Genomic DNA, 21,771 nt, shown 5'->3' with positions numbered 1-21,771 from the left:
ATTGGCGGGGCGAACGACTCCGGGCCCGGCGAGGCCGGGACCAGCCAAGCCGACAGGTTCGGCCAAGCCGGTGACACGGGCGGGTCCGACAGGTACGGCGAAACCAGCAGGACCGGCCGGGCGGATGGCTCCGGACCCGGCAGGGACGGGACCGGCCGAGCCGGGGAGGCCGGGACTGGCGGGACCGGCGACGGGTTCGGCCGGGCCGCCGGGCCCGGCGGGGCCGTTCGGGCGCAGCTCGCCCGGATTCTCTCCCTCGACGTCGACGGAAGCGGCTTCCCCGGACTCGCCGCCGCCGACCCCGTGGTGGCCGGGCTCATGGCGGACTATCCGGGGCTGCGGCCGGTGTGCTTCCACTCGCCCTACGAGGCCGCCGCCTGGGCGATCATCGGCCACCGCATCCGCATGACCCAGGCCGCCGCCATCAAGGCCCGTCTCGCCGAGCGGCACGGACGGTGCGTCCAGGTCGAGGGCCGGACCCTGTACGCCTTCCCCACCCCACCGGCCCTGCGCACGATCACCCGCGCCCCCGGCCTCACCGAGGTGAAGATCGAGCGGCTGCACGCACTGGCCGAGGCGGCCGACGCCGGCGAGCTCGACGCCGCACGGCTGCGCGCGATGCCGGTGGACGACGCCCTCGCGGCGCTGCGCACCCTTCCCGGCATCGGCCCGTTCTCCGCCGAGCTCATCCTCATCCGGGGCGCCGGGCACCCCGACGTCTTCCCGCGTCACGAACCGCGGCTGCACGCGGCCATGGCGAACGCGTACGGCCTCGCCGCCACGAGTTCCGGCGCCACCGGCTCAGGCGCCCCCAGCTCTGGCGCCACCCGCTCCGGCGCACCCCGCTCCGCCGCGTCCCACTCCGGCGACCCGCGCCGGCTGGCCCAGATCGCCGACCGCTGGAAGCCCTACCGCAGCTGGGTCGCGCTGCTGCTCCGCGCCCGCGCCGCGCGCATCGGCCCGTCGTAACCGCACCGAAGAGCCGGTCCGCCCCCGTGCGCGGACCGGCTCCCCAGCGGTGGCCAACACCAGCACCGGTGCGGTCAGTCGTTCCCGACGACCATCAGCACATTGCCGTCCACGTCCCGGAAGCTGAACATCGGCGGCACCGGGGCGCCCCAGCGCTGGACCTCCGGGTCGGTGTCGACACCCCGCGCGCGCAGGGCCGCGTGATCGGCGTCGATGTCCTCGGAGGTGAGGATGATGCCGGTCTCGTAGCCCGGCCGCTGGCCGCCCTCGCGCGGGAGGACGAGTGAGATCCCGGTGGGGGCGCCCGCCGGGCCCACCTCGATCCAGCGGTGGCCGTCGCCGAACGGGATGTCCGCGCGCTTGTCGAAGCCGAGCGTGCCGACGTAGAAGTCCAGTGCCCGGTCCTGGTCGGTGACGGTGACGGTGATCCGTCCCACCTCGGAGAAGCGGATGCCGCCCTTGGCGGTCTCGGTCATGGTGAACTCCCTGCGTGGTGATGGGTTGCACCTGTTGAGACCGGCGGGCGCCCCAAAACTCATCGGCCCCGCCCCGGAGCGAACAACGCCGGTCCGGTGCGCACCCCCGCCGCGCACCGGACCGGCCGGTCTGCTGCCCCTCCCCCGTGGAGGGGCAGCAGACCTCGTCCCTCGCCCCGCCCCGGTCGCTACTCCGTGGCGATCGCGTTCAGCACATTCATCCGGGCCGCCCGGAAGGCCGGGATCAGCGCCGCGACCAGACCCACCACGGCGGAGCCGATGAAGACCGTGATGATCGTCGGCCACGGGATCTCCAGGGTCTTCAGACCCTCCAGGGCCAGCAGCTTCTGGGCCGTGGCGCCCCAGCCCATGCCGAGCCCCAGGCCCAGCAGCGCGCCGAAGAGCGCGATCACCACGGACTCCAGACGGATCATGCGGCGCATCTGGCGGCGGGAGAGACCGATGGCGCGCATCAGGCCGATCTCCCGGGTCCGCTCGACGACCGACAGGGCCAGGGTGTTCACCACCCCGAGGACGGCCACGATGATCGCGAGCGCCAGCAGCCCGTAGACCAGGTTGAGCAGCTGACCGACCTGGTCCTTGACCTCCTTCTTGTAATCGGTCTGGTCGCGCACCGTCACCGACGGGTAGTGGTGCAGCTGCGCCTTGAGAGAGGCGTACGCCGCCTCCTCCTGGCCGTCCTCGGCCTGCGCCAGCATCAAGCTGTCCGCCGGCATCAGCTTGGCGGGGACATAGCGCTCGACGGTGGTGATGTTCAGGTACAGCGCGCCCTTGTCGAGGGTGACGTCGTCCGAGGTGATCGCGGCGACGGTGAGCTTGGCGGTCCGGCCGTCCCGGAAGGCGACGGTCACGGTGTCGCCCGGCTTCACCTTGTGGTCCTTGGCCAAGCCCTCCGGCACCGACATGGCGTCCCGGCCGTACGCGGCGGACAGGTCGCCCGAGACCACCGGGGTGCGCAGGTCCTCCGCGTACGTCGGGTCGGCGGCCGAGAGGTCCTTGGTGACCGTCTTGCCGTCCGGCAGCGTGAGCCTGGCCTTCTCGATCATCTTGACGTCGCTGATGTGCGTCAGGCCCTTCGCCCGGTGCGCCGCCCGCTCGATCCCCTGGGTGATCGGCTGGCCCGTGTCGGAGCCGATGATGAAGTCCGCGCCCACCGACTTGTCCAGCTCATCGGTGGCCGAGGCGACCATGGAGGAGCCCACCACCGACAGGCACGCGACCAGCGCGAGGCCGATCATCAGGGCCGCGCCGGTGGCGCCGGTGCGGCGCGGGTTGCGCAGCGCGTTGCGCTCGGCCAGCCGGCCGACCGGGCCGAAGATCCGCAGGATGACGGCGGCCAGCGCGCGGACCACCAGACCGGCCAGCAGGGGGCCGATCACGATGAAGCCGATGAGGGTCAGCACCACGCCCAGGCCCAGGAACATCGAGCCGTCGGCCGCCTTGTCCGCGTTCCCCGCGACCACCAGGGCCGCCGCACCGGCCGCGGTGAGCAGCGTGCCGATCGCGCCACGAATCCGTCCGGCCTTGATGTCCGCCGGGGTGCCCGCGTCCCGCAGGGCCGCCATCGGGGAGATCTTCCCGGCCCGGCGGGCGGGGATGTACGCGGCGATGACGGTGACGACGATGCCGATGGCGAGGCCGACGACGGGCGTGGTGGGCTTCACCGTCAGCTGGTCGGTGCTCAGATGCAGCCCCGCACTGCCCATGATCTTCATCAGGCCGACCGCGAGACCGATACCGCCGAACACGCCCAGGATCGAGCCGACGACGCCCAGCAGCAGCGCCTCGATCAGCACCGACCGGTTGATCTGCCGCCGGCTGGAGCCGATCGCGCGCATCAGGCCGATCTCCCGGGTGCGCTGGGCGACCAGCATCGAGAAGGTGTTGACGATCAGGAAGATGCCGACCAGGACCGCGATCCCGGCGAAGCCGAGCATCGCGTACTTCATGACGTCCAGGAAGGAGCTGATGTCGTCCTCGGCCTCCTTGCTGGCCTCGGCCTTCGTCTGCACCTTCACCCCGGTGCCGAGGTCGGCCACGACGCTCTTCTTCAGCTGGTCGTGGCTGACGCCCGGCTGGGCGGTGACCGCGTAGCTGGAGTACACCCCGGCGGCCCCCAGCAGCTTGCGCTGCGCGGTGTCGGTGTCGGTGTAGAGGAACGCGGCGCCCGGGTTGGTCACCTGGAAGGTGGCAATGCCGACGATCTTCGCGCGGAACTCGCCGGGGATGGCGATGACCCGCACCTCATCGCCCAGCTTCAGCTTCTTGTTCTTGGCGGTGTCGGCGTCGACCATCACCTCCGTCGGGCCGCGCGGCGCATGGCCCGAGGTGATCTTCACCGAACGCTTCTCGGTCGGGTCCCAGTTGGTGCCGATGGTCGGGGCACCGGAGTCCGCGCCGATGTTGTTGTCGTTCCGGTCCGCGACGGTGATCGACTGGCTGGTGGCATCCCCCGTCACCGACTTCACGCCGTCGACCTTCTGAAGCCGCGCCAGCTCCGCACCGGGCAGGGTACGGATCCGGCCCTGCCGGGTGTCGTTGTCGCTGACGCCCTTCGGGCTGACCGTGACATCGGAGGCCGTGCTCGCGAAGAGCTTGTCGAACGTGGCGTTGGTGGTGTCGGTGAAGACAAGCGTGCCGCAGACGAACGCCACCGACAGCAGCACGGCGATCGCGGACAGCGCCATCCGCCCCTTGTGGGCGACGAAGTTGCGCAGCGAGGTCTTCAGAACGGTCATGACACCCGTCCACGCGCGTCAAAGCTCTTCATGCGCTCCAGCACCAGATCGGCCGTCGGGTTGTCCATCTCATCGACGATCCGGCCATCGGCCAGGTACAGCACACGGTTGGCGTAGGAGGCGGCGACCGGGTCATGGGTGACCATCACGATCGTCTGGCCCAGCTCGTCCACGGACCGCTTGAGGAAGCCCAGCACCTCGGCGCCGGCCCGCGAGTCCAGGTTCCCGGTCGGCTCGTCACCGAAGATGATCTCGGGGCGGGCGGCCAGCGCGCGGGCCACCGCCACGCGCTGCTGCTGACCGCCGGAGAGCTGGCTGGGACGGTGCTTGAGCCGGCCGGCCAGGCCGACGGTCTCCACCACCCGGTCCAGCCAGGCCCGCTCGGGCTTACGGCCCGCGATGTCCATGGGCAGCGTGATGTTCTCGATCGCGCTGAGCGTCGGCAGCAGGTTGAACGCCTGGAAGATGAAGCCGATCCGGTCCCGGCGCAGCTTGGTGAGCTTCTTGTCCTTCAGCCCGGTGATCTCGGTCTCGTCGATGAAGATCTGTCCGGAGCTGACGGTGTCCAGACCCGCCAGGCAGTGCATCAGGGTCGACTTGCCGGAGCCGGACGGGCCCATGATCGCGGTGAACCGCCCGCGGGCGATGTCCACGTCCACATGGTCCAGCGCGACCACCCGGGTCTCACCGGAGCCGTACGCCTTGACGACCTGGCGTGCGCGGGCGGCGACGGCCGTATGTCCTCCGCTGCCCCCGGTCTTGGGAATCGATACAGCCGTTGTCACGGTCGTTCTCCTTCGTGTCCGATCGGCGATCTCGGTTCCCGATCGTGGATTTCATCCTGACCCGATCCGGGAACCTCCGCGATGGGGAAGGACTCCCTCTCCGCGGTAGGGCCGGCCCCACCCCCTCGGTCGCGCAGCCCGTAGCAACCCTATGAAGCGGGCACGGCGGGCTCCTCATCCGCCGGGACGAACCGGGGGTAGGAGTACGGGGTGGCCATCCCCTAGGGGAGTAAGCCTCAAGGCTGACCGGACCTAAGGGCCGATCCCGGACCCTTCCGTCACCTCAGGACCGATACGGGCGGTCTGGGCAGCCCGGATGCGTTCTTCCCCCGCCCCGGCCCGGCATGGAATCGTGGGTCGTACAAGGATCCTCGGACAACACGAAAACCGTCACACCGCACGAGCACTGTGGGCACCGCACCAGCACTGTGCGCACCGCAACACATGCACCGTGCGCACCGCACAAGCATCGTCGTAGCAGCATCGCGAACACGTGCCGGCGCCGACCGGCGGAGGGAGCGCGCCACCGTGGGCGGCACCGCACGACGGCCGATGGACGCGGACCCCAGGCCATCCGCACCCCAGCCGACCCCCGAGTCCCCCGCCCCCCGCGGCCGCCGCCCCGTCGCCGCCGCCCTGATGCTCGGCATGGCGCTCACCGCGCTCGACTCGACCATCATCTCCACCGCCGTACCGCAGATCGTCGGCGACCTCGGCGGCTTCTCCGTCTTCTCCTGGCTCTTCTCCGGCTATCTGCTCGCCGTCACCGTCTCCCTGCCGCTGTACGGCAAGCTCTCCGACACCTTCGGTCGCAAACCCATCCTGCTCGCGGGCATCGTGGTCTTCCTCATCGGCTCGCTGCTGTGCGCCGGTGCCTGGAACATGGGCACCCTCATCGCCTCCCGGATCGTCCAGGGGCTGGGCGGCGGGGCGCTCCAGGGCACCATCCAGGTCATCGCCGCCGACCTCTACCCGCTCAAGGAACGCCCGAAGATCCAGGCCAGGCTCTCCTCCGTCTGGGCACTCTCCTCCGTGGCCGGTCCCGCGATCGGCGGAGTGCTCGCCGGATACGCCGACTGGCGCTGGATCTTCCTCATCAACCTGCCGGTCGGCGCCCTGGCGCTCGCCCTGATCGCCCGTCACCTGCACGAACCACGACGGCCCCGGGACGGCCGCCCGAAGGTCGACTGGGCCGGGGCGCTCGGCGTATTCCTCAGCGGCGGACTGCTGCTGACCGCCCTCGTCCAGGGCGGAGTCGCCTGGAGCTGGCTGTCCGCCCCGTCACTGGCCCTGCTCGGCGCCACCGCGGTCTGCGCCGCGGCCACCGTATGGATCGAACGGCGCGCCGCCGAACCGATCATCCCCGGCTGGGTCTGGCGCCGCCGCACCATCTCGGCGGTCAACCTCGCCTTCGGCGCGCTCGGCCTGCTGATGATCGCCCCGACCGTCTTCCTGCCCACCTACGCCCAGTCGGTGCTGGGACTCGGACCGATACCGGCCGGATTCGTCCTGTCCACGATGACGCTGAGCTGGCCGATCGCGGCCGCGCTCAGCAGCCGCGTCTACAACCGCGTCGGCTTCCGGCGCTGCGCCATCACCGGTATGACGGCCGCCACGCTGATCCTGGCCGCCTTCCCGTTCCTCCCCTACCCGGGCGCCGCCTGGCAGCCCGCACTGATCATGCTGCTGCTCGGGGGCGCCCTCGGACTCTTCCAGCTGCCGCTGATCATCGGGGTGCAGTCCTCCGTCGAATGGGCCGAACGCGGCACCGCCACCGCCTCCATCCTCTTCTGCCGCCAGGTCGGCCAAAGCATCGGCGCGGCCCTCTTCGGCGCCATCGCCAACGCCGCCCTGGCCACCCGGCTCACCGACGCCCCCGACGCCATCCGGCCCGGACTGCCCGACGACCTGGACTCGATCTCCCGCGCCCTGGAACACCCCGGCACCCTCACCGACCAGGCCGCCGACTACCTGCGGCGCGCCGTGGACACCGCCGTCGACCACGTCTACCTGGGCTCGGCGACCGCCGCCCTACTGGCCCTGCTGGCCCTGGTCTTCCTGGCCCCGCGCCGCTTCCCGATCCGCACGGAAGCGGAGACCGAGGCGGAATCCTGACAACACCGAGCCGGTGCCCCCGAAACGAGGCGGCAACCGCGCGTTTGAGGCCAAGGGGCCCTGAAACGCAGCGGCCCCCACCCGAAGCCGGGCGGCGGCCGCACCCGGGAAGCCGGTGGGCCGGAAACCAGGCGCCCCGAACAGGGCAACACCGAACCATGAAGACCGGGCGGCCCTGAAACCGGGTGGCCGGAAACCGGGCAGCAGCCGCGTGTTTGACGCCGGGTGGCCCCGAAACCGGGCGGGCGGCCAAGCCACGGAGGCCGGGCGACCCCCAAGCCGGGCGGGCCCGAACGGGACGCGCGACCGAACCCTGACGGCCAGGCGACCCCGAAGCCGACCGACCCCTTGCAGCCGGGCCACCCCGAAACCAGACGGCGGCCAAGCCACGGAGGCCGGGCGGGGCCGAACCCCCCCAAGCCGGGCGGGCCCGAACGGGACGCGCGACCGAACCCTGACGGCCAGGCGACCCCGAAGCCGACCGATCCCTTGCAGCCGGGCCACCCCGAAACCAGACGGCGGCCAAGCCACAGAGGCCGGGCAGGGCCGACCCCCCCCCCCCCCCAAGCCGGGCGGGACCGAGCGGGACGCGCGACCGAACCCTGACGGCCAGGCGACCCCGAAGCCGACCGATCCCTTGCAGCCGGGCCACCCCGAAATCAGGCGGCGGCCAAGCCTCAAGGCCGGTAGCCCCGACATCAAGTGACCCCGCCGCACCCCGGAGACCGGGCGGTCCGTGAACCCGACGCCCGAAGCCGACGGCGCGCCCTTGCCGCCGGGCGGTCCCTGAACCCGGCGGAGGCCAGGGTGCGCTCAGGGGTCGGTGCGCTGTGTGGCCGCCGCGTCCTCCGACACCGGCTTGCCGGTCAGCGCCGCCAGGCTGCCCCGCACATGTTCCAGATGCGCCCTGAGCTCCTCCCGCCGCTCCACATGCTCACGCAGCGTCCGCTCCGTCTCCCGCGCCAAGCGCTCCTCCCGGGCCCGCGCCTGCGCGATGATCTCCGCCGCCTGCGCCTGCGCGTCCTCCTTCCGCAGCCGCGCGGCCTGCTCGGCCATCCCGTACTCCCGCTTGGCATCGGCGAGCGTGGCCTGGGCGTACTCCTCCAACTGGGCCAGCCGGGCCGTCATCGCGTTGTCCCGCTCGGCCATCTCCCGGCCCGCCGCCTCCCAGCGCTCGGCGTGCTCCCGCTCCTGCTCGGCCAGGATCCCGGCGACGCGCTGATGCATCTCCTTCAGCTCCGCGAGCGCCTGGCTCCGCCACTCCTTGGCGTCCTGACGCGACGCGGACCGCAACTCGTCCACGTCCACCTGGGCCGACTCCACGATGACGCGCGCCGCCGCCTCGGCGGCCTCGCGGATCTGTTCGGCCTCGTCGCGGGCGGCGTCCCGCGCCGCACGGGCCGCGGTCTGCGCGGCCTCCCACTCCTCCTGCGCCGACGCCTCGGCCGCCGCCCGCAGACAGACGACCTCCTCCTCGGCCGCCATCAGGATCAGCTGGGCCCGGTCGCCGAGCGACTCATAGGTCTGGGGGGCCAGTTGGGCGACCACCTCGCGCAGCCGCTCCGCCTCGGCGGTCAGCTCATTGGCCAGCACGGTGAGGCGCGCGGCACGCTCCCACGCCGCGTCCCGCGCCTCGGACAGCTCGGCCACATAGTGGTCGACCTGCGCGGGACGGTAGCCACGGCCCCGCCCGCCGACGATGGTGAAGCCATGAGGTGACACCGATGCGCCCATCCTTCGAACCCCTTTTGTCCGGTATGTAACGCGCTTCGGCGCTCATCTTTGTAGATGGCCCTCATCCCCCATAACGCGACACTCCGCCCATATCCCCGGGCGGGACCGCCACCGGTGACAACAACGACGAGGCGCCCGCCCCCGTCACGGGGGTCGGGCGCCTCAATCGCCGTTCATTCGCAGGCTCGGAGCGGACAGGCCCAGAGCGGACAGGCTCAGACCGGACAGGTCAGAGCAGGCAGGTCAGAGCAGGCCGTCCCACATCTGCTCCAGCAGCACCGCCCACCAGTTGTCCGGAGCGGACAGCGCCGCCGGATCCAGACCCGCCAGCTGCGCCTGGAAGTCCACCGTCCAACGGCCCGCCTGCTCCGGCGTCAGCCCGTAGCGCAGCCGCCACATCCGGCCCAGCAGCGCCATGCACCGCACGAACTCCGGCAGCCCGGTGTTCACGAACTGCGGCGGCACCGGCTGGGGCGCCGCCTCCAACGGCACCGCCACGATGTTCGCCGTGCCGTACTGCACACACAGCTGACGGCCGAAGTCATTGCCCATGACCAGGTACGAACCCGCGTCCGGCGCGGGCTGCACCCCGCGCTCCGCCGCCAGTTCCGCGAGCGTCGGCACCGGGCGGCCCGGCTGGGCCTGCGCCCAGAAGAACGGACCGAAGTCGGCCGGCAGACCCGCCCACACCAGCGTCTGCGCCACCACGTCCGGAACACCCATCCGCGACACCGCGCGCTGATCGAAGCGGAAGATGCCCTGCGGCCCGAACGCCTGGCCCAGCTCATGCGCCAGCCCCTCCGGCGGCACCGGCGGAATCGGCTGCACCTGACTGGGGTGCGGCAGCGGCACCCGGTTCGGCCCCGGACGGGCCGGACCGTCCGCCACCTGGGCCAACTCATCCTGGTGCTCCAGCAGATGACGCACACCCTGCTGACGGGTGGCGTGATCACGCCCGTACGGAGCGGTGTGACTGATCCGCACCTGCGGCCAGCTCTCCCGGATCATCCGGGCGCAGTAACCACCCGGCAGATCACAGGACTCCAGCTCGGTGTGGAGCTCCAGCACCTGCTGCGGCGGCACGTTCATCGCCCGCAGCTCATGCAGGATCTGCCACTCCGGATGCGGGGTGCCGGGCGCCGAACGGCGGATGAGCTGCTGCTCGGAGCCGTCCGGCGCACGGTAGCGCAGCACCGCCATATAGCCGGGCCCCACGGTCGGCTGGTTCGGGGGCGGCGGCGGATACGCGTAACCGGGCGGCGGCGCCATACCCGGCGCGGGCATACCCCCGGGCGGCGCGACCCCCTGGACGGGAGCACCGGAGGGCGGAGGCATACCGGGAGCACCCGGCGCGCCCGGCGCGCCGGCGGGTCCCGGATACGGGGGTGCGGCCGCACCCGGCGGAGGCGGCGGCGTCTGCGGACCACCCGCACCGGGGACACCGGGTGGGCCGGGCGGCTGCGGGCCGGACGGGGCCGGATAGCCGGGGCCACCGGGCGCACCCGGTGCGCCGGGCGCCGGCTGTCCACCAGGACCCGCGAGCATCGTCGCGGCGGCATGCACCCCACCGGCAGGCGCACCCGGCGCACCCGGCGGAGGCGGCGCCTGCCCACCACCAGGAGCACCCGGCGCACCAGGAGGGCCGGGAGGGCCAGGCGGACCGGGCGGACCCGGTTGCTGCGGACCGCCCGGAGGCGGGATCTGCTGCTGTGGCGCACCACCCGGACCCGCGAGCATCGTCGCGGCGGCATGCACCCCACCGGCAGGCGCACCCGGCGCACCCGGCGGAGGCGGCGTCTGCCCACCACCAGGAGCACCCGGCGCACCAGGCGCACCAGGGGGGCCAGGAGGGCCGTCATCGGGGCCGAGCTGCGAGACGAGCTGTGTCGGTACGTACCCCCCGGCCGGAGCACCGGGCGCACCGGGGCCGGACGGCGCGGGCGGAGGCGTCGGGTCCGAGCCCGGCCGGGCACCGGGCGCACCCGGCACACCGGGCGGCGGAGGCGTCGTGCCGCCCGCCTCATGGGCGGCCTCGTCCGCGATGCCACCCGCGCGGGACCCGGCCCCCGTGCCGGTACCGGACCCGCCCTGCTGCTCAGGGAAGTCGAGGGACGGGGCGATGGCCGTGGGCGGCAGCGCACTGCCCGCGGACATCAACTCGGTCTTGGCGTCGGGCCGGACACCCGGCGCCGGGGTGTCCTCGTCGTCGGAGCCCGCCAGCGGCGGGGCGAAGACCGTGGCGGGCGGGGCGACCGAGCGGTCGTCGTCATCGTCGCCCTTGATGTCCGTCCCGGCCCACGGCGTACCGCCGCCGGGCGTGGCCGGACCGCCGGCCGGGCTGCCCGAGGCGGGCGTCCCGGCGTCCGGCGCGGGCGGGGCCCACGGGCTCGCCCCACCGGACGCGGGCGGTGCGCCAGGCGTGGACGGAGCGCCAGGAACGGGCGGGGCGTCCTGCGGCCCGTCGGCCGCGAGAGGGCGGGCGACACCGTCGGACGGCCAGTCGTCCACGGCCCCGCCCCGGCCCTGCGCCCCACCGGCCGACGGCCAGTCGTCCCCCTGAGAAGAAGGGGCAGAAGGGGCAGAAGAGGCAGAAGGGGAGGACGGAGCGCCCGAATCAGCGGCACCCGCAGAAGAAGCAGAGGCAGCCGACGAGCCCGAAGCCGACGCGGAAGCATCGGCCGCGTCCCCGTCGGACTCCGCCTCCGACCCCTGACCGGGCCGGTTCCTCGCGTCCGCCGCCTCCAGCAACCACTCCGGCGGAGTGAGCAGGAAGGACGTCGCGTTCAAGTCGATGCGCTGCTGCCGCCCGCTGGTGGACTCGTCACGGGTGCCGTCGGTCGTGCCGTACCGCTCCTCGTAACGGCGGATCACCTCACCCACCGGCAGCCCCGGCCACAGCGTGGTCTCACCGCTGTCGCGGGCGATCACCATCCGCGCACCCTCGGCCCCCCGGCCCGAAACCGGCCCGTCCGGGCGGTCCTCGGCCCAGACCACGAAGCCCAGGTCGAACTCCCGGACCCGCGCCTCGCGCTGCTGATACGCCGGCACATCGCCGTTGATCCAGAGTTCCGCGCGCTCCTGCGCCTGTGCGAAGGTCACCATCGCGCTCACCCCTCCACCGGGACGGCGTACGCGAATCCGCCGTCCACCATCAGGTTCGCCACGGTCTCCAGCTCCGGCGCATTGCCCGCCAGCCGGAGCAGGAAGGCGTCGAAGTCCTCGCCGCACGGCAGCATCAGCCGCTCCACCCGCTCCTGGACCGTCCAGCCGTCGCGGTCCCGCGCGTCGTCGTACGCGCAGAACCACACCGAGCCGATCGCGTCCCCCTTCACCTTGACCGCGATCACACCGCCCTGCACGAAGCAGACGCCCAGATAGTCCTTGGTGAAGTGGTCACGCAGACACTTGTTGATATAGACGAGGTCGTTGACCGCCGCCGCGTCGCGCACCGTGAAGAACGGCTGGTCGATCAGCAGCCCCAGCTCCGGATCCAGCGCCGTGCCGACCGGCGCGCAGCCGCCCGCCGCCTTCAGAAAGGCACGGTAGGACTCGGGCAGCCGGTAACCGAGGTCCTCCTCGACACCGAGCACCTGCTCCTCGGTGACCGAAATACCCCGCACCGGCAGACCGATATGGATCGGCCGGGTCTCCTGCAACGGGCGCGTACCCCGCTTCTCCTGGTCGACCAGCGCCGTCGCGACCCCGGCGTGATGCCGCAGCAACGCCTTGACCTCGACCGGAATCAGCTCCAGGCGGCGGGTGCCGGCCACATGGTGCCAGGTCCAGCCGTGCGGGGTGGCCACCGACGACGACCCGTTCCACAGCTCGTGGCCGGCGGCGTGCAGCGCCGCGTTCGCCGAGACGTAGTCCGTCAGCCGAAGCTCGTCCACGCCGAACCCCTCCGGAGGCTCGGCGATTTCGGCGGCCGCGCGCGCATACGGCGAAAAGTCCGGGAAGCCGTTTTCATCCATCCGGACGCCCTTGGGGTGTCGGGCGGCCCGGACGGGGTCCGGGAAATGCACGACCTGCCCGGCGTAGGCCGTGTTCGGTGGCGCGGCATGCTGCCCGAGCCGACCTGTCGTCATGGCGGTTGCCCCCTGCTGATGCTGGCTACTGGGCACAGCCTATGCGCTGACGCAACCAGGTGAACCGGGCGGCCGCCCACCCCCACCGCGGCCCCGGGTTCCACCTGGTCGTTCAGCCCCGGACTACCGCAGCGCCCAAAGGATTTGGCAGTCTGATCATTGCAACCGGGGGATTGCACAGGGAGGGATCCACCACATGCACATCACGCAGAGCAACGGAGGCGGCAACGGCGCCACCCTCACGGCCGGCGACCCCCGGCTGAGATGGAGCAGCGTCGACCCCGCCGCCGGCCCGCCGCCGCTCCGCCACCGCCGCGACGGTATCCTGCCCGCCGTCGCGGCCGCGCTGTCCGTCCGCGGCGAGACGCTGACCTGCACCGGAGGCAAGGCCGACCAGCCACCCACGCTCCACCCCCTGGTCCAGGACTTCCTCGACGCCCTCGCCAGCGGCCAGCGCGAACGATTCACCGGACGCTGCCCCGAGGTGATCCTCCTCTCCCGGCACCTGGCGAACGTCGAGGCCAACCGCTCCAAGCGCGCCTCCCGTAAACCGCTCACCCAGGGTGAGGCCCGCCGCTCCCTCAAACAGGCCAAACTCACCACCCGCCGGATCCGGGAAGCGGGCGACCCCCAGCACGGCAGCTACGCCCCGCCGTGCCTGTCCTGCACCGCGCTGCTGGCCCACTTCGGCGTACGGGTGGTGGGTGAGACCACGTGAACCAGTCACCACAAGCACCACAGTCATCACAAGCACCACACATGAGCCAAGCACCGCAGGCACCCCACCCGGCACGGGCCCCGCACACAGCACAGGCGCACCCGGCCCGGCCGACCCGGCCACCGGTCAACCGCATGGACTCCACCCGCTTCCCCGTCGCCGTCGACGCCGCCCTGCGCGAAGCGGGCTGGCAGCCCGGCCGCTGGGACATACAACGCGCCGAGACCTGGGCCGACGCCCTCCTCGCCCACTCCTCCCCCGCGGGCCACCGGCACACCGTCTTCCCGGCGGCGGTCGAGGCATGGGCGGAGTTCGGCGGACTGCACATCCAGCCCCCCGGCGCCGGCCGCGAAATCGCCCCCACCCCCTTCCGCATCGACCCGCTGCACGGCCTCCACTGCGCCCGCACCCTCGGCGACCTGGGCCGGGCCCTGGAAACCGAGGTCTGCCCCCTGGGCGAGGAAGCCGACGGACAGGCACTGCTGACCATCGACGCGCAAGGACGCGTCTACAGCCTCGACCACACCGGCGACTGGTACCTCGGCCCCACCCTGGACGCCGCCCTCAACACCCTCGTCACCGGCGCCCTCCCGGTCAGACTGACCCGCGCCTGAGCCGACCGGGCACCGGCACCGGCACCCGCACTAGGCGCTCTTCGCCCGCTCCACATCCCCGCCGCGGCCCTCGGCCGCGGCGCGGTCCGCCGAGCGCTCCGCCGCCGGGCCCGTACGCCCCACGCGATCCACGCCCTCCGCACGGTCCGCGCCCTCCGTACGATCCGGGATGACCGCCGAGACACGGAAGCCACCCGCCTCCGTGGCCCCCGACACAAAGCCCCCGCCCAGCGTCGAAACCCGCTCCCGCATCCCGACCAGCCCATTCCCCCCACTGGGCAGCCCCGCGTCCGCCGCACCACGCTCCGACGGACCGTTCTCCACCAGCACCGCGACCTCGGCCACACGGTGCGCCACCCGCACCCGCGCACTCGCACCCGGAGCGTGCTTGTGCACATTGGTCAACGCCTCCTGGACCACCCGGTAGGCGGTCTGCTCCACCGAAGCCGCATACCGCCGCACCTCACCCTCCACCGACAGCTCCACGGCCATCCCGGCCGCCCGGGACTGCCCCACCAGCGCCTCCAGCTCCGCCAGCCGCGGCCCCCCGAGCACCCCCGCACCCCACGCGGCCGCCCCAGCCGCCTCCGCGGCCTCGGCGGCCTCCGCGGCGGCCGACGCGGCCGCCGCCACCGACGCCAGCGGCTTCTCCTCGGCGGAAGCCCCGGCGGCACCGACCCCCGAACCACCGGACCCCGAATCCCCAGCCACCGAACCCCCGGCCGACGGCCCGGCCGGGGACACAGCCGAGGCCCCGGAAGCGACAGCGGCCGCACCACCCCCCGCGGCCGGCGCCCGCAGACCGTCCTCCGACCGCAACACCCCCAGCATCTGCCGCAACTCCGTCAACGCCTGCCGCCCCATATCCCCCACCAGCGCCGCGTTCTTCGACGCCTTCTCCGGATCCTTGAGCGCCACCGCCTGCAACGCCGCCGCGTGCACCACCATCAGACTCACCCGGTGCGCCACCACGTCATGCATCTCCCGCGCGATCCGGGTCCGCTCCTCGTTACGCGCCCACTCCGCCCGCTCCTCCGCCCGCTCCGCGAGCAACGACAGCTCCCGCTCCAGACCGTCCGCCCGCTCCCGCAGACTCTCCACCAGCCGCCGCCGCGCCCGGACATACAGCCCCAGCAGCACGGGCGGGCCGGTCAGCCCCAAAGTGAGCAGCGTGGCGAACATCGGGGCCTCCCACACGGAGGTCCCCAGCCCACTGCTCTCAGCACCCCGCCGGAAGCCGATGATCGTGACGAGGAAATTCCCCACCCCCGCCATCCCGGCCAGCACCGCCGTGATCCGGCGCGGCACCTCGGACGAGGCGAGCGTGTAGAGCCCCACGACGGCCAGCAGCACACCCATCTCGGCCGGCGTGACCGCGATCGACACCAGCACCACGGCGATCGGCCAGCGCCGCCGCAACACCAGCGTGGCCCCGACGACCAGCCCGATCAGCACCCCGACGACGACCGGAATCCCGGCATCGTGGGCGAATACCACACCCTCCGCCGCACACTCCGCCGCCGACGCCACGGCGAGCAGGGCATCCAGCCCCAGGCTCCGCCGACGCCCCCACCACAACGGCCCCACAGGCGCGCCACGCGCGCCCGCCGCCTCTTCCCCCGACGAACTCATGGCGCCCAGCCTACGGCCGGGCGCCAGCGCATTTCCTGGGGACACGACGGCGCACAAGGGACTCGAACACCAGGCAAAGCCACCCATTTAACTCGAACGAATGAATCGCCCACGTTTTCGACCCGACGTGTCCCGATGGCGAACCACCCTGTGGTCATGAGCGAACCACGGCGCCGCGACGGCGACAGCGTGGGCGGCCTGTTCGACGGGTCGGCCACCTTCGAAGAGCTGAGAGCACGGGCGATCGCGTTACGGAGGGAGGGGCTGAGCCGCAGACAGATCCGCGACCGGCTGAAGGTGAGCAACAACGACCTCCTGAACCGCCTCCTGGAAGGCGAACCACCACCCGACTGGACCAAGCGCCCCAACGCCAAGGACGACCTGCGGTCCAGGGCGCGCGAAATGCGGCTGCAAGGCATGACCTACGACAGGATCCAACTGGAACTGGGCTGCTCCAAGAGCTCCATCTCCCTCTGGGTCCGCGACCTGCCCAAACCGGACCGGCCGCCCCGCACCCGCGAGGAGGCGTCGGCGATCGCCAAGCGGGGGTGGGAGGCGACGCTGCGGCGGCGGGAGATCGAGCGGCAGCAGACGAAGTTCGCGGCAGCGCGGGAGATCGGCGCGATGACGGACCGGGAACTCTTCCTGGTGGGGGTGGGGCTGTACTGGTCCGAGGGCAGCAAGAGCAAGCCGCACCGCCACAGCGAAGCGGTCGTCTTCATCAACAGTGACCCCGGCATGATCCAGACCTATCTCGCATGGCTCAGCCTGCTCGGGGTCGAGCCGGACCGCATCCGCTATCGCGTAATGATCCACGAATCCGCCCAGGTAGCCGACGCGGAACAGTATTGGGCGGACCTGGTCGGGGTGGACGTCGACACCCTTGAGAAAACCACCCTGAAGAAGCACAACCCCAAGACCGTCCGGAAGAACGTCGGCGAGCACTACCGGGGGTGCTTCGTGGTCCGCGTCCTCAAAGGGGCCGACCTATACCGTCGCATTGAAGGCTGGTGGTACGGCATAGTGGTGGGGGCCAGGTCGACGATCTAGCAGGTTGTCCGATTTGGCACCTTTTGCCATCCCCTGTGGTGTAATGGGCAACACGTGGCACTTTGAATGCTTTGTTCCAGGTTCGAGTCCTGGCAGGGGAGCTCTAAGTTCGGGTCCTGACCGTCCGGCTCGGGACCCTCCTTCCTTTCCGCCCGGAAACCTCTCGGTATCCTGCGGGTGTCCACCCCCGAAGCCGAAGGGCACACCCGTGAGCGCCAACCGCCCGGCAGCCGTCGTCGTCCTCGCAGCGGGTGAGGGCACCCGCATGAAATCGGCAACCCCGAAGGTTCTGCACGCCCTCTGCGGCCGCTCCCTCGTCGGGCATGTCGTCGCCGCCTCCCGTGAGCTTTCGCCCGAGCATCTCGTGGTCGTGGTCGGCCACGCCCGGGAGCAGGTCTCCGCGCATCTGGCCGAGATCGACGCCGAGGTGCGCACCGCCGTCCAGCATGAGCAGAACGGCACCGGGCACGCCGTCCGGATGGGGCTGGAGGAGCTGTCCGGGAGCGGGGTCGCCCTGGACGGCACCGTGATCGTCGTCTGCGGCGACACGCCGTTGCTGACCGGCGAGACCCTCCAGCAGCTCGCCGCGGCGCACTCCGGCGACGGGAACGCCGTGACGGTGCTGACCGCCGAGGTGCCCGACGCCACCGGTTACGGCCGGATCGTGCGGGACGGCGCGACCGGTGCGGTCACCGCGATCGTGGAGCACAAGGACGCGACCGACGCGCAGCGTGCGATCCGTGAGATCAACTCCGGGGTCTTCGCCTTCGACGCCCAGCTGCTCACCGACGCGCTCGGCAAGGTGCGGACCGACAACAGCCAGGGTGAGGAGTACCTCACCGATGTGCTCGGCATTCTGCGCGAGGCCGGGCACCGGGTGGGTGCGTCGGTGGCGGCCGATCACCGTGAGATCGTCGGGATCAACAACCGGGTGCAGCTGGCGGAGGCTCGTAGGCTGCTGAACGACCGGCTGCTGGAGCGGGCGATGCTCAGCGGGGTGACCGTGGTGGATCCGGCCACGACCTGGGTCGATGTGACCGTCACCTTTGAGCCGGACGCGCTGGTCCACCCCGGTACCCAGTTGCTGGGGGCGACCCATGTCGCCGCGGACGCCGAGGTGGGGCCGCACTCGCGGCTCACCGACACCACGGTCGGCCGGGGCGCGGTTGCCGCGTTCACCGTCGCGGAGGGTGCGGAGATCGGCGCGGGGGCGAATGTGGGGCCGTACGCGTATCTGCGTCCCGGGACCCGGCTGGGGGCGAAGGCCAAGGCGGGGACATATGTGGAGATGAAGAACGCCACGATCGGTGAGGGCACCAAGGTGCCGCATCTGTCGTATGTGGGCGACGCGACGATCGGTGAGTACACCAATATCGGCGCCGCGAGTGTCTTCGTGAACTACGACGGCGTGAACAAGCACCACACCACCATCGGCAGCCACTGCCGGACCGGGGCCGACAATATGCTTGTGGCTCCCGTCACGATCGGGGACGGTGCTTACACCGCCGCTGGATCGGTCATCACCAAGGATGTGCCCCCGGGCTCGCTGGCTGTCGCACGTGGGCAGCAGCGGAACATCGAGGGCTGGGTCGCCCGCAAGCGCCCCGGAAGCGCCGCGGCGCAGGCCGCCGAGGCCGCTCGTCGGGAGGACGACGGCCAGCAGTGACATGTGCACGGGTGCGCCGTGCGGGGCGTACGGTGAGAAGTGCACCAAAGTGACATCCAAGGAGACTTGTTGTGACCGGGATCAAGACGACCGGCGAGAAGAAGTTGATGCTCTTCTCCGGCCGCGCCCACCCCGAGCTGGCCGAGGAGGTCGCCCATGAGCTGGGCGTCAGCTTGGTCCCGACCAAGGCGTTCGACTTCGCGAACGGTGAGATCTACGTCCGTTTCCAGGAGTCCGCGCGCGGTGCCGACTGCTTTTTGATCCAGAGCCACACGGCTCCGATCAATAAGTGGATCATGGAGCAGCTGATCATGATCGATGCGCTGAAGCGGGCTTCCGCGCGTTCGATCACGGTGATCGTGCCGTTCTACGGCTATGCCCGGCAGGACAAGAAGCACCGTGGCCGTGAGCCGATCTCGGCCCGGCTGATCGCCGATATGCTCAAGACGGCGGGTGCCGACCGGATTCTCACGGTTGATCTGCACACCGACCAGATTCAGGGCTTTTTCGACGGTCCGGTGGATCACCTTTTCGCGCTGCCGGTGCTGGCGGACTATGTGGGTGCCAAGGTCGACAGGTCGAAGCTCACCGTGGTGTCGCCCGATGCCGGCCGGGTGCGGGTCGCGGACCGCTGGTGTGACCGGCTGGGTGCGCCGCTGGCGATCGTGCACAAGCGGCGGGACCCGGATGTGGCCAATCAGGTCACGGTCCATGAGGTGGTCGGTGATGTGCGGGGCCGGGTGTGTGTGCTGGTCGACGACATGATCGACACGGGTGGCACGATCTGTGCGGCGGCGGACGCGCTGTTCGCGAACGGCGCCGAGGACGTGATCGTGACGGCCACCCATGGTGTGCTGTCGGGTCCGGCGGCGGACCGGCTGAAGAATTCCAAGGTCAGTGAGTTCGTGTTCACCAACACTCTGCCGACTCCGAGTGAGGTGGAGTTGGACAAGGTGACGGTGCTGTCGATGGCCCCGACGATCGCGCGTGCGGTGCAGGAGGTCTTCGAGGACGGCTCGGTGACCAGCCTGTTCGAGGAGCACGCGTGAGCGGCTTAACGTCTTTCACGTCCTGCGGACTGTTCTGAGGCCACTCCCGTGAGGGGGTGGCCTCAGCCGTTGGTAGAATTGTGGGGTTGCTCGGCGAGGGAGGCCGCTTTGATCCGCGGCTGTCCGTTATCGACGCGCTCTTCGTAGCAGGTCTGTCGTGGGCCGGGTGACGCCCACACACCGTGAACGATCTACGAGGAGTGCCCCGTGGCCGAGGTCAAGATTCCCGCTCAGCCCCGTACCGAGTTCGGCAAGGGTGCGGCCCGTCGCGCCCGTGCGGCCGACCGTGTTCCCGGCGTGGTCTACGGCCACGGCGTGGAGCCGCTGCACGTCACGCTTCCGGCGCATGACCTGCTGATGGCGCTGAAGACCCCGAACGTGCTGATCCGTCTGGATGTCGAGGGCGGCAGGAACGAGCTGGTCATCCCGAAGGCGGTGCAGCGTCACCCGATCAAGATCGGTGTGCTGGAGCACATCGACCTGCTGCTGGTGAAGAAGGGCGAGAAGGTCACCGTCGAGGTGCCGGTCCTCACCGAGGGCGACCTGGCGCCGGGCGGCAACCTGCTCGAGCACGTGCTGAACGCCCTGCCGGTCGAGGCCGAGGCGACGCACATCCCGGAGTCGGTCACCGTGTCCATCGAGGGTCTGGAGGCGGGTGCCACGATCCACGCCAAGGACATCGCTCTTCCGGCGGGTGCCTCGCTGGCCGTCGAGGAGGACGCTCCGGTGCTGCACGTGGTCGCCGCCCAGGCCGAGGCTCCGGCCGAGGGCGCCGAGGGTGAGGCCGAGGGCGCCGAGGCGTAAGCTTCCGCTCTCCCCCTTCCGTTTCCCCGGCCGCCGTCCCGCCCCTGCCGCCGTCGCGTCTCGATACGTCGCGATGGGTGGTCAGGTGGTGGGGCGGCGGCCGTCCTCAAGGAGAGACTTCCAGATGACGGACGACACGGGCCCCTGGCTTGTGGTGGGCCTCGGCAACCCCGGAGGCGAGTACGCGGGCAACCGCCATAACGTCGGCTTCATGGTGGCCGATCTGCTGGCCGAGCGCATGGGTGCTCGTTTCAAGGCGCACAAGGCGCGGGCCCAGGTCGTCGAGGGCCGGGTGGGTCCGCCGGGGTTGGCGAGCCGCCGGGTGGTCGTGGCCAAGCCGATGTCGTTCATGAACCTGTCGGGTGGTCCGGTCACCGCGCTGCGGGACTTCTACAAGGTGCCGGTGGGTCATGTGGTGGCTGTCCATGACGAATTGGACATCGACTACGGCACGCTGCGGTTGAAGGTCGGCGGGGGTGACAATGGCCACAACGGGCTGAAGTCGATCACCAAATCGCTGGGGGCGGATTACTGCCGGGTGCGTTTCGGTATCGGTCGTCCGCCGGGCCGGATGGATGTCGCGGCGTTCGTGTTGAAGGACTTCTCCGCTGCGGAGCGCAAGGAGTTGGACTATTTCGTGGACCGTGCGGCGGACGCGGTGGAGACGCTCATCGTGGAGGGGCTGGAGCGCGCGCAGGGGACCTACAACTCCTGAAAAACGTCGTTCGCCCGTTTATTCGCCGAACGGTTGACCGGGAGCCGGGGGATGGCAAGGATCGCCGCCATGGCTTTTACCGGTGTGACCAAGCGCAGCCGTGTGCGGCGGGCGGGCGAGAGCGCGTACGGGCTTCTGTTGCTGGCGAAGAACGCGGCGATGACGCTGGTCGCGCTGCTGGTCCTGGTCGCCGGGGTGTGGTCTTCCTGGGGCGACGCCAAGCCGACGATGCTCACCAAGGGGCTGGAGCGCGGCACGGTCACGGTCTCCGACTGCGGCGAGGACTGGTGCACCGGTTCCTTCACCCCGGCCCGCGCGGGCGGTGAGGCCCATGGCCGGGTGCGGATCGACGAGGCGGTGACGGACGGGACGGGTGACCGGGTGCCGGTGGCCCTCAAGCCGGGTACGGATCACGCCGTCCGTACCGGCGCCGCCGGCGTTCTCCACGCCTGGGTCCCCTTCGGCGGCTCGCTCCTGCTGGCCTCCCTGATCGTCGCGGGCGGCCTCGGCCTGCGCCGCACGGGCTGGACGATGGGCCTGCTGGGCGCGGCGCTGTTGGGCGCGTCCTTCGCCACGTTGACGCTGTAGCGGTGGCCCGCC

16 protein-coding genes, 1 tRNA gene and 1 pseudogene are annotated in these 21,771 nt (G+C 71.4%); 11 read left to right on the top strand and 7 right to left on the bottom strand.

Going from position 1 to position 21,771, the window contains the following annotated elements; genetic code table 11:
* The first annotated feature begins 1 nt into the window (after position 1).
* Positions 2 to 969 (top strand): annotated as a pseudogene (locus tag N6H00_RS24900) (DNA-3-methyladenine glycosylase 2 family protein).
* A gap of 74 nt (positions 970 to 1,043) precedes the next feature.
* Here the strand turns inward: N6H00_RS24900 and N6H00_RS24895 are convergent.
* From N6H00_RS24895 to N6H00_RS24885, 3 genes are all read right to left on the bottom strand, one after another.
* Positions 1,044 to 1,445, bottom strand: a complete 402-nt coding sequence (locus N6H00_RS24895) for a VOC family protein (RefSeq protein ID WP_268974048.1) — start codon at positions 1,443 to 1,445, stop codon at positions 1,044 to 1,046.
* Between the two features lie 188 nt (positions 1,446 to 1,633).
* A complete protein-coding gene (locus N6H00_RS24890; protein WP_268974047.1) occupies positions 1,634 to 4,204 on the bottom strand; it encodes an ABC transporter permease in 2,571 nt (856 codons plus the stop codon).
* Positions 4,201 to 4,989 carry an ABC transporter ATP-binding protein gene (locus tag N6H00_RS24885; RefSeq protein ID WP_268974046.1) on the bottom strand — a complete coding sequence of 263 codons (789 nt, stop codon included), beginning with the start codon at positions 4,987 to 4,989 and terminating at the stop codon, positions 4,201 to 4,203. Before N6H00_RS24885 ends, N6H00_RS24890 begins: the two co-directional genes overlap by 4 nt.
* A gap of 552 nt (positions 4,990 to 5,541) precedes the next feature.
* Between N6H00_RS24885 and N6H00_RS24880 the strand changes: the two genes are divergently transcribed.
* A complete protein-coding gene (locus N6H00_RS24880) occupies positions 5,542 to 7,104 on the top strand; it encodes an MDR family MFS transporter (RefSeq protein WP_268977099.1) in 1,563 nt (520 codons plus the stop codon).
* 813 nt (positions 7,105 to 7,917) lie between these two features.
* Here N6H00_RS24880 and N6H00_RS24875 read toward each other — a convergent pair.
* The 3 genes from N6H00_RS24875 to N6H00_RS24865 form a co-directional block, all read right to left on the bottom strand.
* Positions 7,918 to 8,838 (bottom strand): cellulose-binding protein, encoded by a 921-nt coding sequence (locus tag N6H00_RS24875; RefSeq protein WP_268974045.1) that lies wholly within the window; start codon positions 8,836 to 8,838, stop codon positions 7,918 to 7,920.
* Positions 8,839 to 9,081: 243 nt separating this feature from the next.
* Positions 9,082 to 11,940, bottom strand: a complete 2,859-nt coding sequence (locus N6H00_RS24870) for an SUKH-4 family immunity protein (protein ID WP_268974044.1) — start codon at positions 11,938 to 11,940, stop codon at positions 9,082 to 9,084.
* Positions 11,941 to 11,945: 5 nt separating this feature from the next.
* Positions 11,946 to 12,923, bottom strand: a complete 978-nt coding sequence (locus tag N6H00_RS24865; RefSeq protein WP_268974043.1) for an HNH endonuclease — start codon at positions 12,921 to 12,923, stop codon at positions 11,946 to 11,948.
* 196 nt (positions 12,924 to 13,119) lie between these two features.
* Here N6H00_RS24865 and N6H00_RS24860 point away from each other — a divergent pair, with 196 nt between their 5' ends.
* Positions 13,120 to 13,641 carry a YwqJ-related putative deaminase gene (locus tag N6H00_RS24860; protein WP_268974042.1) on the top strand — a complete coding sequence of 174 codons (522 nt, stop codon included), beginning with the start codon at positions 13,120 to 13,122 and terminating at the stop codon, positions 13,639 to 13,641.
* A 134-nt stretch (positions 13,642 to 13,775) separates the two neighbouring features.
* Positions 13,776 to 14,255 (top strand): SUKH-3 domain-containing protein, encoded by a 480-nt coding sequence (locus tag N6H00_RS24855; protein WP_268977098.1) that lies wholly within the window; start codon positions 13,776 to 13,778, stop codon positions 14,253 to 14,255.
* Between the two features lie 30 nt (positions 14,256 to 14,285).
* On the opposite strand, the gene N6H00_RS24850 is transcribed toward N6H00_RS24855, so the two are convergent.
* Positions 14,286 to 15,887, bottom strand: a complete 1,602-nt coding sequence (locus tag N6H00_RS24850; protein ID WP_268974041.1) for a sensor histidine kinase — start codon at positions 15,885 to 15,887, stop codon at positions 14,286 to 14,288.
* A 156-nt stretch (positions 15,888 to 16,043) separates the two neighbouring features.
* Between N6H00_RS24850 and N6H00_RS24845 the strand changes: the two genes are divergently transcribed.
* The 7 genes from N6H00_RS24845 to N6H00_RS24815 all read left to right on the top strand — a co-directional run bounded on the left by N6H00_RS24845 (position 16,044) and on the right by N6H00_RS24815 (position 21,759).
* Positions 16,044 to 16,937, top strand: coding sequence for a hypothetical protein (locus N6H00_RS24845; RefSeq protein WP_268974040.1), 894 nt, complete (start codon positions 16,044 to 16,046; stop codon positions 16,935 to 16,937).
* A 29-nt stretch (positions 16,938 to 16,966) separates the two neighbouring features.
* Positions 16,967 to 17,038 (top strand) — tRNA-Gln (locus N6H00_RS24840).
* 107 nt (positions 17,039 to 17,145) lie between these two features.
* The gene (gene glmU, locus N6H00_RS24835; protein ID WP_268974039.1) at positions 17,146 to 18,603 is read left to right on the top strand and encodes a bifunctional UDP-N-acetylglucosamine diphosphorylase/glucosamine-1-phosphate N-acetyltransferase GlmU; all 1,458 of its coding nucleotides are present in this window, start codon (positions 17,146 to 17,148) and stop codon (positions 18,601 to 18,603) included.
* Between the two features lie 71 nt (positions 18,604 to 18,674).
* The gene (locus N6H00_RS24830; RefSeq protein WP_268974038.1) at positions 18,675 to 19,652 is read left to right on the top strand and encodes a ribose-phosphate diphosphokinase; all 978 of its coding nucleotides are present in this window, start codon (positions 18,675 to 18,677) and stop codon (positions 19,650 to 19,652) included.
* 207 nt (positions 19,653 to 19,859) lie between these two features.
* Positions 19,860 to 20,456, top strand: a complete 597-nt coding sequence (locus N6H00_RS24825; protein WP_268974037.1) for a 50S ribosomal protein L25/general stress protein Ctc — start codon at positions 19,860 to 19,862, stop codon at positions 20,454 to 20,456.
* 124 nt (positions 20,457 to 20,580) lie between these two features.
* On the top strand, positions 20,581 to 21,171 hold the full coding sequence (pth, locus tag N6H00_RS24820; RefSeq protein WP_268974036.1) for an aminoacyl-tRNA hydrolase: 591 nt from the start codon (positions 20,581 to 20,583) through the stop codon (positions 21,169 to 21,171).
* A 69-nt stretch (positions 21,172 to 21,240) separates the two neighbouring features.
* Positions 21,241 to 21,759 carry a hypothetical protein gene (locus N6H00_RS24815; RefSeq protein WP_268974035.1) on the top strand — a complete coding sequence of 173 codons (519 nt, stop codon included), beginning with the start codon at positions 21,241 to 21,243 and terminating at the stop codon, positions 21,757 to 21,759.
* Positions 21,760 to 21,771: the final 12 nt, after the last annotated feature.

The sequence above is a fragment of the Streptomyces sp. S465 genome (assembly GCF_026898115.1).
Lineage (GTDB): Bacteria > Actinomycetota > Actinomycetes > Streptomycetales > Streptomycetaceae > Streptomyces > Streptomyces luomodiensis.
Note: the sequence above shows the minus strand (reverse complement) of the source record. Positions and strands in the feature narration are given on the sequence as shown.